Origin of the sequence: Streptomyces pyxinicus, from assembly GCF_024753135.1 — a bacterium.
Lineage (GTDB): Bacteria > Actinomycetota > Actinomycetes > Streptomycetales > Streptomycetaceae > Streptomyces > Streptomyces pyxinicus.
Window position 1 is genome coordinate 194,674 of the sequence record NZ_JANUGP010000009.1, and the last position, 14,093, is coordinate 208,766.

The following is a 14,093-nucleotide window of genomic DNA, read 5'->3' on the forward strand; positions in this document are numbered from 1 at the left end:
TCGGTGGCAGTAGGGGATTTCGTCCCTTACCTGTTCGGGGGCGGCCCCTCGATCGGCCGGCCGAGCACCCCGGGCCGCCGCTGCCACGGCCGGGGCCCGGTGGGCGGCCGGTAGGCGACGCCGAGCGCGTCGAGGCGGCCGTAGTGGGCGGTCATCCGGCGGCTGAAGCCGGCGAAGTCCCGTGCGGCCGGGGCGGGCAGCGGGCTCCAGGCGACCTCGGCGAAGGCGGCGAGCCGGGGGAAGACCTGGTAGTCGACGCGCCCGGTGTCCTCCATGACCTCGGTCCACACGTTCGCCTGGGTGCCCAGGACGTGCGCGGCCTCCGCCTCGGTGAGGCCGTCCGGCACGGGTTCGAACCGGTAGACGTCCTCCAGGGTGCGCACGAACCCGATCGGCACCGGCTCGTCCTCGCCCGGCGCCTGACGGTGGTCCAGGTACACGTGCTGCTCGGGGCACATGACCACGTCGTGGCCGGCCCGCGCGGCGGCGACTCCCCCGCCGTAGCCGCGCCAGGAGGAGACGGCGGCGCCGGGGGCGAGACCGCCCTCCAGGATCTCGTCCCAGCCGATCAGACGCCGCCCGCGCGCGGTGAGCCACGCGTCGAAGTGCCCGATGAACCAGGACTGGAGTGCGTCCTCGTCGCGCAGCCCGAGATCCGCGACGCGCGTCTTGGCGGTGACCGACTCGGTCCACTGCTCCTTGCGGCACTCGTCCCCGCCGACGTGCACGAACTCCGACGGGAACAGCTCCAGCACCTCCTCGAACACGCCCTCGTAGAAGCGCAGGACGGTGTCGGTGGGTGCCAGGATGTTGGCCGAGATCCCCCAGGTGTCCCAGACGTCCAGGGCGGCGGTGTCGACGACGTCGGTGTTGCCGAGTTCCGGGTGGGCGGCGATGGCGGCCTGCGAGTGGCCGGGTACGTCGATCTCCGGGACGACGGTGATGTGCCGCTCGGCGGCGTAGGCGACGATCTCGCGGATGTCGTCCTGCGTGTAGTAGCCGCCGTGCGGCCTCTCGTCCCACAGCGGTGAGGCGCGGTGGCCGAGTTTCGTACGGGCCCGCCAGGCACCGGTCTGGGTGAGCCTCGGGTAGCGCTTGATCTCGACGCGCCAGCCCTGGTCGTCCGTCAGGTGGAAGTGGAAGACGTTGAGTTTGTGCGCGGCCATCAGGTCGAGGTAGCGCAGCACGCCCTCCTTGGGCATGAAGTGCCGGGCCACGTCCAGCATCAGGCCGCGCCAGCGGAACCGGGGCGCGTCCTCGACGGTGACGGCCGGCAGCTCCCAGTCCCGGCCGGGCCGTACCGGCGCCCGGCGGAACGCGTCGGGCCCGAGGAGCTGGCGCAGGGTCTGGGCGCCCCAGAAGACACCGGCCGCGCTGCCGCCCCGGATGCGCAGGGGGTGGGCGTCGAGGGCCAGCCGGTAGCCCTCGGGGGGCAGTTCGGGGTCGATGTCCAGCTCGATACGGTGCGGCCGGCCGGCGTCCTCGGGCAGCGCCAGCCCGGTCGCCGCGCCCACCGTGGCCCGCAGCCAGCGGGCGACGCCCTCGGTGCCGGGGCCGGCCACGAGGGCCGTGTCGGCGGGCAGCGGGACAGACCCGCCCGCCGCGTCCGGTACGACGCCCACCGGCGCCGGGATCACATCCACCATGGTCAGTCCTTAACCGCCCCGCCCAGTCCGGAGACCAGGCGGCGCTGTACGAGTACGAAGAAGACCAGCACCGGAACCGTCATCACGGTGGACGCGGCCATGACGCCGCCCCAGTCGGGATCGTCCGGCTTGTAGAAGACCAGCAGCGCCATCGGCAGGGTCGACTGCGAGGTGTCGCTGATGAGGAACGACTTGGCGAACAGGAAGTCGTTCCAGGCCGAGATGAACGAGAACACGCTCGTGGCCACGAGGCCGGGCAGGACGAGCGGGAAGAGGATCTGCCAGAGAAAGCGCGACCGGCTCGCCCCGTCGAGGTAGGCGGCCTCCTCCAGCGCCTCCGGGACCGCCTTCACGAACCCGCGCAGCATCCAGATCGCGAAGGGCAGCGAGAACGCGATGTGCGGCAGGATCAGCGAGCCCAGCGTGTTCAGCTGGCCGAAGTCCCGCATCAGGAAGAACAACGGGATGGTGAGCGCCTCCACCGGCACCATCTGGGCCACCAGGAACATGATGAGCAGCGTGGTCCGGAAGCGGAACCGGAACCGGGTGACGGCGGTCGCGGCGAGGAAGGCGATGAGCGCCGAGGCGATCACCACACTGCCCGCGACCACGAGGCTGTTGACGAAGTACCGCCCGAACTCCTGCTGCCCGAAGACCCGCCGGAAGGCCGCCAGGGTCGGCGAGAGCGTCCACGGGCGGGGCCGGTCGGACGCGATCTCCCCGGCCGGTTTGAAGGCGCTCAGCACCATCCAGTACAGCGGGAACGCCACCACGAGGGCGGTCAGCAGCGCGGTGCCCTCCGCGAGCAGCCGCCAGGGCCGCCTCACAGCTCCTCCCCCTGCCGGCGCAGCAGCCGCAGGTAGACCAGGGTCACGGCGAGCAGGAGCAGCAGCATCACCACGCCGATCGCCGAGCCGAGGCCGTACCGCGAGGAGGCGAACGCCTGCTGGTAGGCGTACACGTTGAGCACCAGGTTCTGGCCGGCGATGCCGCCGCCGTTCGTCATGACGTAGATCTGTGTGAACACCTTGAAGTCCCAGATGACCGACTGGATGGTGACGACGGTGAGGATCGGCCGGAGCATCGGCGCGAGCACCGAGCGCCAGATCCGCCAGTGCGAGGCGCCGTCCAGCGCGGCGGCCTCCAGCACCTCGGCGGGGACGGCGCGGATGCCGGCGTAGACGGTCACCATCACGAACGGGAAGGAGCACCAGACCACTTCGAGCAGGACGAGCAGGAAGGCGCTGTAGCGCCCGTACGTCCAGGAGTGGTCGCCCAGGCCGAACACCCGGTTGACGGGGCCGAAGTCGGGGTCGAACAGGAACAGCCAGACCGTGGACCCGGTGACCGCCGGAGTCGCCCAGGCGCCGAGCGCGGCCAGCATCAGCGCCAGCCGCGGCACGGCCCGTATCCGCGTGAGCAGTACGGCCAGCGCGCAGCCGACGGCCAGCGTGGAGCCCACGCAGGCGGCGGCGAACACCACGGTGGCCAGCAGCACCCGCCAGAACTCCCCGTCCGCGAACAGGTCCGCGTAGTTCCCGAACCCCCGGAAGACCGCCGGCTCCCCACCACTGACCTGGGCCTGCGTGTACCGGAACAGCGAGATCAGCCCGAGCTGGTAGACGGGGTAGACGAGCAGCGCCCCGAGCACGACAAGCGCGGGCGCCAGATAAAGCCAAGGCCCGGCCGAGCGCCGCCAGGGGCGCGGGGAACTGCGCGAGAAACCCCGACGCTCCCGCACCCGCACACGAGAGGCACCCCCCACCCCGGTGGGCGCGTTCACCCGGCGTCCCCGAACGCGGCGTTCATCTTCGCGGCGGCATCCCCAGCGGCAGCGTCCACGCTCTTCTTGCCGCTCACCACCTCCTGGAACATCGTCGGCAGCACCTGCGAGGAGTCGATCTGCGACCACGCGGCCGAGGCGGGTACGAACTTCGTGCCGGCGGCCAGCGTCCGTACGAACGGCTTCACGAACGGCTCCCGTTCGGCCGCCCGGGTGCGCACGTCCGTGAAGGTCGGCAGGAAGCCCATCGCGTCGAACAGCGCGGACTGCGTCTTCTTGCCGGCCAGCCGCTCCATCAGGTCGACGGCGAGCGTGCGGTGCCGGGTGGACTTCAGGACACCGATGTTGTTGCCGCCGGCGAACGCGGGGGCGACGGAGCCGTCGGCCACGCCGGGCAGCGGTACGACCGCGTACTTGCCCTTGACCTTGCCGGCCTCCACCGCCGCGTGGCTGAAGTCGCCGCCGATGGCCATGCCGGCCTTGCCCGCGGCGAACGCGGTCACCGTGTCGTTGCCCGTCATGCCGGCGCACTTGGCGGCGGGACAGTTGGCGTCGGTGAACAGGGACGTGTAGGCCTTGATGCCCTTGCGGGCGGCCGGGCTGTCGATGGCGGCGGCGTACGAGCCGCTCCTGCCGTCCGCGAGGTCGCCGCCGTCGGCCCAGACGAAGGGCATGGCGCCGTAGGTGTAGGCGCCGCCGACGGCCAGGCCGTACAGGTCCGGCCTGGCGGCGCGGACCGCGCGGGCCGTCGTGGCCAGCTCGGCCAGCGAGCGCGGTGGTTTCAGGCCGAGGTCCTTGAAGACGTCGGTGCGGTAGTACAGCGCGCGGACGCCGACGTAGAAGGGGGCGCCGTAGACCTTGCCGTCGACGGTGACGGACTGCCGGGCGGTCGGGTCGGTGCTCTTGGCCTCGGGCCAGGCGGAGAACTCCTTGGTGACGTCGAGGAGGCCGCCGTCGTGGACGTAGCCGGCGGTGTCGGTGTTGCCGTACTCGATGACGTCCGGCGCGGACGCCGGGTCGTTGAAGGCGGCCTTGACGCGCTGGGCGCGGGTCTCGACCGGGATGTACTCGACCTTGACCTCGGTGTCCCGGTGGGTCTTCTCGAAGGCGGCGACGACCGAGTCGACGACCTTCTTCTTCGGCTCGTTGCCGACCTCCTGGAAGAGCCACACCCGCAAGGTGCCGCTCGTGTCGTCCCGGTCGGAGGCGGAGTTGGAGGAGGACTGGGGGGCGCAGGCGGTCGCGACGGCGAGGGTGAGCAGGGTGGCGAGTGAGGCGCGTGAGGCGGACAGCTTCATGGGAGCGTTCCTCCGGAGTACGTGCGTTGCAACATATGCAATGACTGTTTCGCTCTGCACAACACCCTGGAGGCTATGGACTACATGAACATGCCGACAAGAGGTCTCCACCACTCTGTGACCGGAAAACGCACGAAGCCCCCGTGACCGCGTGCTGTCGCACACGGTCCGGGGGCCCCGGAAACTCTCGGCCCGGCGGGCCGGCCGCTACTTCTTGTCGCCGCCCTTGCCGCCCTTGCCCTTGTCGTCGCCGCCGCTGCCCATGGACTCGTAGATCTCCTTGCACATGGGGCACACCGGGTACTTCTTGGGATCGCGGCCCGGCACCCAGACCTTGCCGCACAGCGCCACGACGGGGGTGCCGTCGAGGGCGCTCGCCATGATCTTGTCCTTCTGGACGTAGTGGGCGAAGCGCTCGTGGTCGCCGTCGCCGTGGGACACCTGTGGCGTCGGCTCTACGAGGGTCCCCGTACCAGTCCCGCGCTCGGGCTCAAGAGTGCTCATACCGGCAAGGGTACTGAAGCGCACCCGCGTCAGTTGAGCGACGGGTCGTCCGGATACGTGGCCACCATCGCCAGGTCGCCCCGCTGACGGCGCAGCACCTCGCGCCACAGCCGCTCCGGAGCCGGCGAGGAGACGTCACCGGGCTCGGACTCGACCACGTACCAGGCGCCCTCGGTCAGTTCGTCCTCCAGCTGGCCCGGGCCCCAGCCCGCGTAACCGGCGAAGATCCGCAGGCTGCCGAGGGCGGAGGCGAGCAGCTCCGGCGGCGCCTCCAGGTCGACCAGGCCGATCGCGCCGTGCACCCGCCGCCAGCCGAGCGGGGTGTGGTCGCCGTCGCCGCCGCCCGGGATGACCGCCACGCCGAGGGCCGAGTCCAGCGAGACGGGACCGCCCTGGAAGACCACACCGGGCTCGCCGGCCAGCTCGGCCCAGCCCTCCAGGATGTCGCCGACGCCCACCGGGGTGGGCCGGTTGAGGACGACACCCAGGGAGCCCTCCTCGTCGTGGTCGAGGAGGAGCACCACCGCACGGTCGAAGTTCGGGTCCGCCAGGGCGGGCGTGGCCACGAGCAGCCGCCCTGTGAGCGAGGACACCTCCGTCATGCCAGACATGATCCCGCATCTTCCCTCCGCGTGGGGAGCCAATCGGAGGCGCCGGAGTGAAGGCAGCTCAGGGCGGCGACGGGGCGCCCCGGCGCGCGCCGGGGGCCGGTGACCCCGCGTGCCCGACGGCGAACGGTTCGTGTTGTGACACGGCTATGACGCGACCGGGCGGTACGCGGGCTTACGGCCCGGGGGTGATCGGCGATTACTCTGTCTTTCCGGCCCTTGCGCACTGTGACCGCGGCCGCCCCCCTGCCCACCTCATCGGAACGCGAGATTCATGACCGTCAACGACGATGTCCTGCTTGTCCACGGCGGAACCCCGCTGGAGGGCGAGATCCGTGTCCGCGGTGCGAAGAACCTCGTACCGAAGGCCATGGTCGCCGCCCTGCTGGGCAGCGAGCCGAGCCGACTGCGCAACGTCCCCGACATCCGTGACGTGCGGGTCGTGCGCGGCCTGCTCCAGTTGCACGGAGTGACGGTCCGTCCGGGTGAGGAGCCCGGCGAGCTGGTGCTCGACCCGACGCACGTCGAGAGCGCCAACGTGGCCGACATCGACGCCCACGCGGGCTCCAGCCGGATCCCGATCCTGTTCTGCGGGCCCCTGCTGCACCGCCTCGGGCACGCGTTCATCCCCGGCCTCGGCGGCTGTGACATCGGCGGCCGGCCCATCGACTTCCACTTCGACGTGCTGAGGCAGTTCGGCGCGGTCATCGAGAAGCGCGCGGACGGGCAGTACCTGGAGGCGCCGCAGCGGCTGCGCGGCACCAAGATCCGGCTGCCGTACCCGTCCGTCGGCGCGACCGAGCAGGTGCTGCTGACGGCCGTGCTGGCCGAGGGCGTCACCGAGCTGTCCAACGCGGCCGTCGAGCCGGAGATCGAGGACCTCATCTGCGTACTGCAGAAGATGGGCGCGATCATCGCGATGGACACCGACCGCACCATCCGCATCACCGGTGTGGACAAGCTCGGCGGCTACACCCACCGCGCGCTGTCGGACCGCCTGGAGGCCGCCTCCTGGGCCTCCGCGGCCCTGGCGACCAGCGGCAACATCTACGTCCGCGGCGCCCAGCAGCGCTCGATGATGACGTTCCTGAACACCTACCGGAAGGTGGGCGGTGCCTTCCAGATCGACGACGAGGGCATCCGGTTCTGGCACCCGGGCGGCCAGCTCAAGTCGATCGCGCTGGAGACGGACGTGCACCCCGGCTTCCAGACCGACTGGCAGCAGCCGCTGGTGGTGGCGCTGACGCAGGCCACGGGTCTGTCGATCGTGCACGAGACGGTGTACGAGTCCCGGCTCGGCTTCACCTCGGCGCTCAACCAGATGGGCGCGCACATCCAGCTCTACCGCGAGTGCCTGGGCGGCTCCGACTGCCGCTTCGGGCAGCGCAACTTCCTGCACTCGGCGGTCGTCTCCGGACCCACCAAGCTCCAGGGCGCCGACCTGGTCATCCCCGACCTGCGCGGCGGCTTCTCCTACCTGATCGCGGCCCTCGCCGCCGAGGGCACCTCCCGGGTCCACGGCATCGAACTGATCAACCGCGGCTACGAGAACTTCATGGAGAAGCTCGTGGAGCTGGGCGCGAAGGTGGAACTGCCGGGCAAGGCGCTCGGCTGACGCTCTCCTGCTCTTTCGGGGCTACGACGAAGGGGCGGCCCCTCCCGTGAAGGAGGGGCCGCCCCTTTGGCGTCGTCGTGTGTCACAACGCCTCGTACGCCGTCCCGTGGCGTACGGAAGGCAAGGTCACTTGCCCTTGGCGGCTTCCTTGAGCTTGGAGCCCGCGGTGACCTTCACGCTGAAGCCGGCGGGGATGTTGATGGGCTCGCCGGTCTGCGGGTTGCGCGCGGTACGAGCGGCACGGTGGGTGCGCTCGAAGGTCAGGAAGCCGGGGATGGTGACCTTCTCGTCGCCCTTGGCGACGATCTCGCCGACGGTCTCGGCGAACGCGGCCAGCACGGCGTCGGCGTCCTTGCGGGTCACCTCGGCGCGGTCGGCCAGCGCGGCCACCAGCTCACTGCGGTTCATGTTGTTACTCCCGTGTTTTTCTTGCCGTTGGGATGTGCCGCGCGGCGGATGCCGCCGGCGGCACTGCGATGCCGATGCGCTCGCGCCCTTGGGGGTGCCCCCGGGGACGGAGTCCCTGGAGGATCATCCTGCCCCTACCTGCGGCGGGAAAGCCAATCCGGCACCCGTAGGAGTCGTGAGAACACCCTGGGGAGTCACACGAAAAGCGCCCGCTCGGCCGTCACCCTAGAGGGCGCCCGGCATCAGGTGGTTCCACGACGCGCCGGTGCCGGGACCGCCGTGGTGATCCTCACAGCCTCGGCACCGGGCGGCACGTCGTGGTCGAGCCGCGGTCGGACGGCCCTCAGACCGTCGCCCCGGCCGCCTTCGCGGCCTCGCGGACCGCGCCGGCGACGGCGCCCGCGACCTTGTCGTTGAAGACGCTCGGAATGATGTAGTTGGGGTTCAGCTCGTCCTCGCTGACCACGTCCGCGAGGGCCTGCGCGGCGGCGAGCATCATCTCGGTGTTGACGGTGCGGGACTGGGCGTCCAGCAGGCCGCGGAAGACACCCGGGAAGACCAGCACGTTGTTGATCTGGTTCGGGAAGTCGGACCGGCCGGTGGCCACGACGGCCGCCGTCTGGCGGGCGACCGCGGGGTCGACCTCCGGGTCGGGGTTCGCGAGCGCGAACACGATGGCGCCCTCGGCCATGGCGGCCACGTCGTCGCCGTCCAGGACGTTCGGGGCCGAGACGCCGATGAACACGTCGGCGCCGCGCACGGCCTCCTTCAGGGTGCCGGTCAGCCCCTCGGGGTTGGTGTTGTCGGCGATCCAGCGCAGCGGCGAGTCGGCGGGGGCGTCCACCAGGTCCGCGCGGCCGGCGTGCACGACGCCGTGGATGTCGGCGACGACCGCGTTCTTCACCCCGGCGGCCAGCAGCAGCTTGAGGATGGCGGTGCCGGCCGCGCCCGCGCCGGACATGACGACCCGGATGTTCTCGATGGCCTTGGCGGTGACGCGCAGGGCGTTGGTCAGGGCCGCGAGGACGACGATCGCGGTGCCGTGCTGGTCGTCGTGGAAGACCGGGATGTCCAGGGCCTCGCGCAGCCGGGCCTCGATCTCGAAGCAGCGCGGCGCGGAGATGTCCTCCAGGTTGATGCCGGCGAACCCGGGGGCGATGGCCTTGACGATCTCCACGATCGCGTCGGTGTCCTGGGTGTCCAGGCACAGCGGCCAGGCGTCGATGCCGGCGAAGCGCTTGAAGAGGGCCGCCTTGCCCTCCATGACCGGCAGCGCGGCCTTGGGGCCGATGTTGCCGAGGCCGAGCACCGCGGAGCCGTCCGTCACGACCGCAACGGAGTTGCGCTTGATGGTGAGGCGGCGGGCGTCCTCGGGGTTGGCGGCGATCGCCATGCAGACGCGGGCCACACCGGGCGTGTAGACCATGGAGAGGTCGTCACGGTTGCGGATGGGGTGCTTGGACTGCATCTCGATCTTGCCGCCGAGGTGCATCAGGAACGTACGGTCGGAGACCTTGCCGAGCGTGACGCCCTCGATGCCGCGCAGCTTCTCCACGATCTCGTCGGCGTGGGCGGTCGAGGAGGCCGCGATGGTGACGTCGATACGGAGCTTCTCGTGCCCGGACGCGGTGACGTCGAGGCCGGTGACCGAGCCTCCGGAGGACTCCACGGCGGTGGTGAGCTGCGAGACGGCGGTTCCGCTCGCGGGCACCTCCAGCCGGATGGTCATCGAGTAGGAGACGCTGGGCGCCGTTGCCATGGCCGACTTCCTCTGCTTTCACCGTGTCGCGTGTTGTGCCGTCCGATCGTCGCACCTACCGATCAGTACGTGGTAGTCGCCCCGAAGTGCGGACACTTTTGGAAAACCACTTCCACCATACGAGATTCGATCAGGGGGTGGAAGGGGGGTGGAGAGCAAAGAAGGAGGCCCACGTCACATCCGTGACGTGGGCCTCCCACACGTTCATGACACCGACCCGCCATGCTCGCCTCGCGGCAAGTGGTCCCTCTGAGGGACGAAGGTTGGGCCCGGGGGCTTGGATCGGGCCGGTGCCACGACAAGGCTAACAAACGGATGCCGTACGGCCATTCCCGTCCGGGATGTTCCTCGGAAGTCGCTCCCGGGCCCCTCTTCCGGATCAGTCCCTCAGCAGGTCCGGCACCCCGGCCGCGTCCGGCTCGTCCCGCTCCCCGGAGACCACCGTGAGCTGCTGGGTAGCCCTGGTCAGCGCCACGTAGAGGACCCGCAGCCCGGCCGGCGACTCGTCGGCGATCTCCGCCGGCGAGACCACGACCGTCGCGTCGTACTCCAGACCCTTGGCCTCCAGGCTGCCGAGCGCCACCACCCGGTCGCCGAGCCCGGCCAGCCAGCGCCTGGCCTCCTCGCGCCGGTTCATCGCGACGACCACGCCGACCGTGCCGTCCACCCGCGCCAGCAGGTGTTCCGCCTCGGCGCGCACGGTGGCCTCCAGGGAGTCCCGTACGACGGCGAAGCGCGGCTCGACCCCGGTGGACCGTACGGCGGCGGGCGACTCGGAGCCGGGCATGGCGAGGGCGAGGACCCGGGCGGCCAGCTCGGCGATCTCGGCCGGGTTGCGGTAGTTCACGGTGAGCTGGAAGCGGCGCCGGGGCCGGGTGCCGAGGGCCTCGTCGCGGGCCTCGGCCGCCTCGTCCGGGTCGGACCAGGAGGACTGCGCCGGGTCGCCGACGACCGTCCAGGTGGCGTGCCGGCCACGCCGGCCGACCATGCGCCACTGCATCGGGGTGAGGTCCTGGGCCTCGTCCACGATGACGTGCGCGTACTCGGTGCGCTCCTGCGCGAGCCGCTCGGCCCGCTCCCGCTGCGTCTCCTCGCGCACCGGCATCAGCTCCTCCAGGCCGGTGAGCTGGTCCAGCGGGTCCAGCTCGCGCTTCCTGCGGGGGCGGGCCGGGGCGCCGAGGATCGCCTGGAGTTCGTCCAGCATCGCGATGTCGTGCACGGAGTGACCGTCGCGTCTGAGGGCGCGGGCGACCTTGCGGACCTCGCCGGGGTTGAGGACCCGGCGGGCCCAGCGGCCGAGCCGCCGCTCGTCGGCCATGGCGGCGAGCACCCCCCTGGGGGTCAGCTCGGGCCACCAGGCGTCGAGGAAGGAGAGGAAGGAGTCCTCGCTCGTGACGTCCTCGTCGAAGGAGGAGCGCAGCTCGGCGGCCAGCTCCGGGTCCGAGTGCCGGCCGGCCGCGCCGGAGCGCTCCCACAGCGCGTCCAGCAGCAGCTTGCGGGCGCGCGGGCGCAGCAGGTTCACGGGCGCGGTGCCGCCGAGGGCGGTACGGCGGACCCGCTCCAGGTCGGCCGCCTCCAGCTCCAGCCGGCGCCCGAAGGCGACGACCCGCAGCCGGGTGGGCGGACCCTGGACGCCCTCCCCCGGGGTCGCGGCACCGAGTTCCAGGGCGCCCCGGGCGGCCTTGCGCAGCACCTTCAGCATCCGGTGCGCGCCCTTGGCGCGGGCCACGGCCGGGGAGTCGTACAGGGTGGCCTCGGCGCCGTCGACCAGCGAGCCGATGGCGCGGATGGCGACCTGGCCCTCCTCGCCGAGCGAGGGCAGCACGCCCTCGGTGTAGGCGACGAGCAGCGGGGTCGGGGAGACGATGAGGATGCCGCCCGCGTAGCGTCTGCGGTCCTGGTAGAGCAGGTAGGCGGCGCGGTGCAGGGCGACGGCGGTCTTGCCGGTGCCGGGGCCGCCCTCCACATGGGTGACGGAGGCGGCGGGGGCGCGGATGACCAGGTCCTGTTCGGCCTGGATGGAGGACACGATGTCCCGCATGGTGTGGCTCCGGGCCTGGCCGAGGGCGGCCATGAGGGCGCCGTCGCCGACCACGGCCAGCTTCTCGCCGTCGAGGGAGGCGGTCAGCTCGGGCCGCATCAGGTCGTCCTCGACACCGAGCACCCGGCGCCCCTTGGAGCGGATCACCCGGCGCCGCACGACCCGCCCGGGATCCACGGGCGTGGCCCGGTAGAAGGGGGCGGCGGCGGGCGCGCGCCAGTCGATGACCAGCGGGGAGTAGTCCTCGTCGAGTACGCCGATCCGGCCGATGTGCAGCGTCTCGGCGATGTCGGCGGTGGCGTCCGCGCGCACCGCGCCGTCAGCGGGTTCTACGGCGGTGTAGGCGCCGTCGGGCCCCTTCTTGCCGTCCTTGCCGAGCAGCAGGTCGATCCGGCCGAAGAGGAAGTCCTCGAACTCGTTGTTGAGCCGGTTCAGATGGATGCCGGCCCGGAACACCTGCGCGTCCCGCTCGGCCAGCGCGCCCGGCGTGCCCACCTGGCCGCGCCGGGCCGCGTCGTTCATCAGGAACTCGGCCTCGTGGATCTTCTCCTCCAGCCGCCGGTAGACCCGGTCCAGGTGTACCTGTTCGACGCTGATCTCTCGGTCGCGGACGGAGTCGGGTGCGTCCTGTACCGAGCCGACCGCGGACTGCTGAACCTGAGCGGCCACCGGGCCCCCTTCTGACGTGCTGGGCAGCCGTCAACCGTACGCGAAGGGGACCCGGGAAGGCTACGTGACTAGGCGTTCACCTGGACCAGCTTCTTGCCCTCGAAGGTGACGACCTCGAAGTGGTCGATCTCGTCGGGCTGGAAGGCGGCGGCCCCGCCGATGTAGAGGGGCTTCCTGGACTCCGGTGTCGTGCCGTCCGGCAGGCCGTATCCCCAGTTCGGGACGGACCAGGAGGACATGGTGACGCGCTGCCCGTTCTTGGCGACCAGGACGAGGGAGCACTTCAGCGGGCCCTTGACGTTCTTCAGCTCCAGGACCGCCTGGGTGCCCCAGGCCTTCTGCGCCATGCCGACGGTCGCGCTGACGTGCGTGGCCGCGTCGGTGGCGGAGGCCTTGTCGGACATGGTCCGGAAGGTGTCCTGGGCGGGCGAGGCGGTGACCTGCGCACCGCCGTCGGAGCCGCCGCTGACCGCGATGGCGGCGAGCGGCCCGGCGATGATCAGCGCGGCGGCCGCGGCGATCATGTAGAAGCTCCGCCGGCGCTTGCGGGCGCGCTGCTCGCCGACCTCGTCGACCAGCTTCTCCACCAGCCGGGGGCTCGGCTTGGCCGACAGCGACTCGCCGATGGCCGGGACACTGCCGGAGCCCGGCAGATCGGCGAGCGCGGCGAGCATCGGCTCCATTCCGGCCAGCTCGTCCAGTTGCTGGGCGCACCATTCGCAGCCGGCCAGGTGGGCCTCGAAGGCGGTGGCCTCGGCGTCGTCCAGGATCCCGAGGGCGTAGGCGCCGACGGTCTCGTGCTCACTCGGCACCGAAGATCCCTGACTGGGGCTCATGGGCCCAGACATACCCGGCCCACCCGGGCCGAACCCCTGCATTCCCCCGTACCCGTTGCTCATCACGCCGTCACCCCCCGCTCCTCCAGTGCCAGCTTCATCGAACGCAGGGCGTAGAACACCCGGGAGCGGACCGTGCCGCTCGGTATGCCCAGCGTCTCGGCCGCCTCGTTGACCGTACGCCCCTTGAAGTACGTCTCGACCAGCACCTCCCGGTGGGCCGGGGTCAGGTCGTCGAGCGCGTCCGACAGCGTCATCAGCCACAGCGCCTTGTCGATCTCGTCCTCCGCGGGGATGACCTCCAGCGGCGACGGATCGACCTCCTGCGGCCGGGCCTGCCGGCTGCGGTGGCCGTCGATGACGATGCGGCGCGCGACCGTCACCAGCCAGGGGCGTACCGATCCGGTCGCCCGATTGAGCTGACCGGCGTTCTTCCAGGCACGGATGAGCGTTTCCTGTACGACGTCCTCGGCACGCTGCCGGTCGCCGGCCACCAGCCGCAGGACATACGCGAGCAAGGGCCCCGCGTGCTCCCGGTACAGGGCGCGCATCAGCTCCTCGTCAGGTTCCGAGGGCTGTGAGGACATGCGATGTCGGGCCCTCGATCCACGTTCATTGGCCACGGCCGCATCCTTGCGCACGCCCACCTCCGGTGTCCGGGGGTTCCCCCAGTCGGTCGCTCGCCCACGGGTACGGAAGGGGGGTGCGGGGTGTTCAACGAGAGACGGCAGTTTTCTGCGGGGTCATGTCACGAGCGGGACATCGCCGCACATTCCCCCCGCCCGACCTTCACGAATCCGACACATCGCCGAACTGGCGGGCGTATGCATGTAGTTGCCCCGGCAAACGGCCTAGGTGAATCCGGTGTAGCGCATGTCACTTCACCCGCCGCGAGGGCACAACCACCCGGAATGCTCCGTACCGAA

Annotated in this window: 12 protein-coding genes; 1 reads left to right on the top strand and 11 read right to left on the bottom strand. The window is 71.2% G+C overall.

Going from position 1 to position 14,093, the window contains the following annotated elements:
• Nucleotides 1–26 precede the first annotated feature (26 nt).
• The 6 genes from NX794_RS15070 to NX794_RS15095 all read right to left on the bottom strand — a co-directional run bounded on the left by NX794_RS15070 (nt 27) and on the right by NX794_RS15095 (nt 5,833).
• Nucleotides 27–1,646, bottom strand: coding sequence for a beta-N-acetylhexosaminidase (locus tag NX794_RS15070; protein WP_258779031.1), 1,620 nt, complete (start codon nt 1,644–1,646; stop codon nt 27–29).
• A 2-nt stretch (nt 1,647–1,648) separates the two neighbouring features.
• The gene (locus NX794_RS15075; RefSeq protein WP_258779032.1) at nt 1,649–2,473 is read right to left on the bottom strand and encodes a carbohydrate ABC transporter permease; all 825 of its coding nucleotides are present in this window, start codon (nt 2,471–2,473) and stop codon (nt 1,649–1,651) included.
• Nucleotides 2,470–3,387 carry a carbohydrate ABC transporter permease gene (locus NX794_RS15080; RefSeq protein WP_258779033.1) on the bottom strand — a complete coding sequence of 306 codons (918 nt, stop codon included), beginning with the start codon at nt 3,385–3,387 and terminating at the stop codon, nt 2,470–2,472. The genes NX794_RS15075 and NX794_RS15080 overlap by 4 nt, the downstream gene beginning before the upstream one ends.
• Nucleotides 3,388–3,425: 38 nt before the next feature.
• Nucleotides 3,426–4,727, bottom strand: a complete 1,302-nt coding sequence (locus tag NX794_RS15085; protein ID WP_258779034.1) for an extracellular solute-binding protein — start codon at nt 4,725–4,727, stop codon at nt 3,426–3,428.
• 207 nt (nt 4,728–4,934) lie between these two features.
• On the bottom strand, nt 4,935–5,231 hold the full coding sequence (locus NX794_RS15090) for a DUF3039 domain-containing protein (RefSeq protein ID WP_258779035.1): 297 nt from the start codon (nt 5,229–5,231) through the stop codon (nt 4,935–4,937).
• Between the two features lie 29 nt (nt 5,232–5,260).
• Nucleotides 5,261–5,833 (bottom strand): YqgE/AlgH family protein, encoded by a 573-nt coding sequence (locus NX794_RS15095; protein WP_258779036.1) that lies wholly within the window; start codon nt 5,831–5,833, stop codon nt 5,261–5,263.
• A 280-nt stretch (nt 5,834–6,113) separates the two neighbouring features.
• Between NX794_RS15095 and murA the strand changes: the two genes are divergently transcribed.
• Complete coding sequence (murA, locus tag NX794_RS15100; RefSeq protein ID WP_258779037.1) at nt 6,114–7,454, top strand: UDP-N-acetylglucosamine 1-carboxyvinyltransferase; 1,341 nt, start codon at nt 6,114–6,116, stop codon at nt 7,452–7,454.
• A 126-nt stretch (nt 7,455–7,580) separates the two neighbouring features.
• On the opposite strand, the gene NX794_RS15105 is transcribed toward murA, so the two are convergent.
• From NX794_RS15105 to NX794_RS15125, 5 genes are all read right to left on the bottom strand, one after another.
• Nucleotides 7,581–7,862 carry an HU family DNA-binding protein gene (locus tag NX794_RS15105; protein ID WP_014673024.1) on the bottom strand — a complete coding sequence of 94 codons (282 nt, stop codon included), beginning with the start codon at nt 7,860–7,862 and terminating at the stop codon, nt 7,581–7,583.
• Nucleotides 7,863–8,205: 343 nt separating this feature from the next.
• The gene (locus NX794_RS15110) at nt 8,206–9,621 is read right to left on the bottom strand and encodes an NAD-dependent malic enzyme (RefSeq protein ID WP_258779038.1); all 1,416 of its coding nucleotides are present in this window, start codon (nt 9,619–9,621) and stop codon (nt 8,206–8,208) included.
• A gap of 379 nt (nt 9,622–10,000) precedes the next feature.
• The gene (locus NX794_RS15115; RefSeq protein ID WP_258779039.1) at nt 10,001–12,331 is read right to left on the bottom strand and encodes a HelD family protein; all 2,331 of its coding nucleotides are present in this window, start codon (nt 12,329–12,331) and stop codon (nt 10,001–10,003) included.
• A 68-nt stretch (nt 12,332–12,399) separates the two neighbouring features.
• Nucleotides 12,400–13,167 (bottom strand): anti-sigma factor family protein, encoded by a 768-nt coding sequence (locus NX794_RS15120; protein WP_258779040.1) that lies wholly within the window; start codon nt 13,165–13,167, stop codon nt 12,400–12,402.
• 62 nt (nt 13,168–13,229) lie between these two features.
• Nucleotides 13,230–13,814: a sigma-70 family RNA polymerase sigma factor gene (locus NX794_RS15125; protein ID WP_030167252.1), complete on the bottom strand. Its 585-nt coding sequence runs from the start codon at nt 13,812–13,814 to the stop codon at nt 13,230–13,232.
• Nucleotides 13,815–14,093 lie beyond the last annotated feature (279 nt).

What these genes read in the sequence shown, in the direction of transcription:
- NX794_RS15070 (WP_258779031.1), bottom strand. Translation starts at nt 1,646, where the DNA reads ATGGTGGATGTGATCCCGGCGCCGGTGGGCGTCGTACCGGACGCGGCG.
- NX794_RS15085 (WP_258779034.1), bottom strand. Translation starts at nt 4,727, where the DNA reads ATGAAGCTGTCCGCCTCACGCGCCTCACTCGCCACCCTGCTCACCCTC.
- NX794_RS15090 (WP_258779035.1), bottom strand. Translation starts at nt 5,231, where the DNA reads ATGAGCACTCTTGAGCCCGAGCGCGGGACTGGTACGGGGACCCTCGTA.
- NX794_RS15095 (WP_258779036.1), bottom strand. Translation starts at nt 5,833, where the DNA reads ATGACGGAGGTGTCCTCGCTCACAGGGCGGCTGCTCGTGGCCACGCCC.
- murA (WP_258779037.1), top strand. Translation starts at nt 6,114, where the DNA reads ATGACCGTCAACGACGATGTCCTGCTTGTCCACGGCGGAACCCCGCTG.
- NX794_RS15105 (WP_014673024.1), bottom strand. Translation starts at nt 7,862, where the DNA reads ATGAACCGCAGTGAGCTGGTGGCCGCGCTGGCCGACCGCGCCGAGGTG.
- NX794_RS15110 (WP_258779038.1), bottom strand. Translation starts at nt 9,621, where the DNA reads ATGGCAACGGCGCCCAGCGTCTCCTACTCGATGACCATCCGGCTGGAG.
- NX794_RS15120 (WP_258779040.1), bottom strand. Translation starts at nt 13,167, where the DNA reads ATGAGCCCCAGTCAGGGATCTTCGGTGCCGAGTGAGCACGAGACCGTC.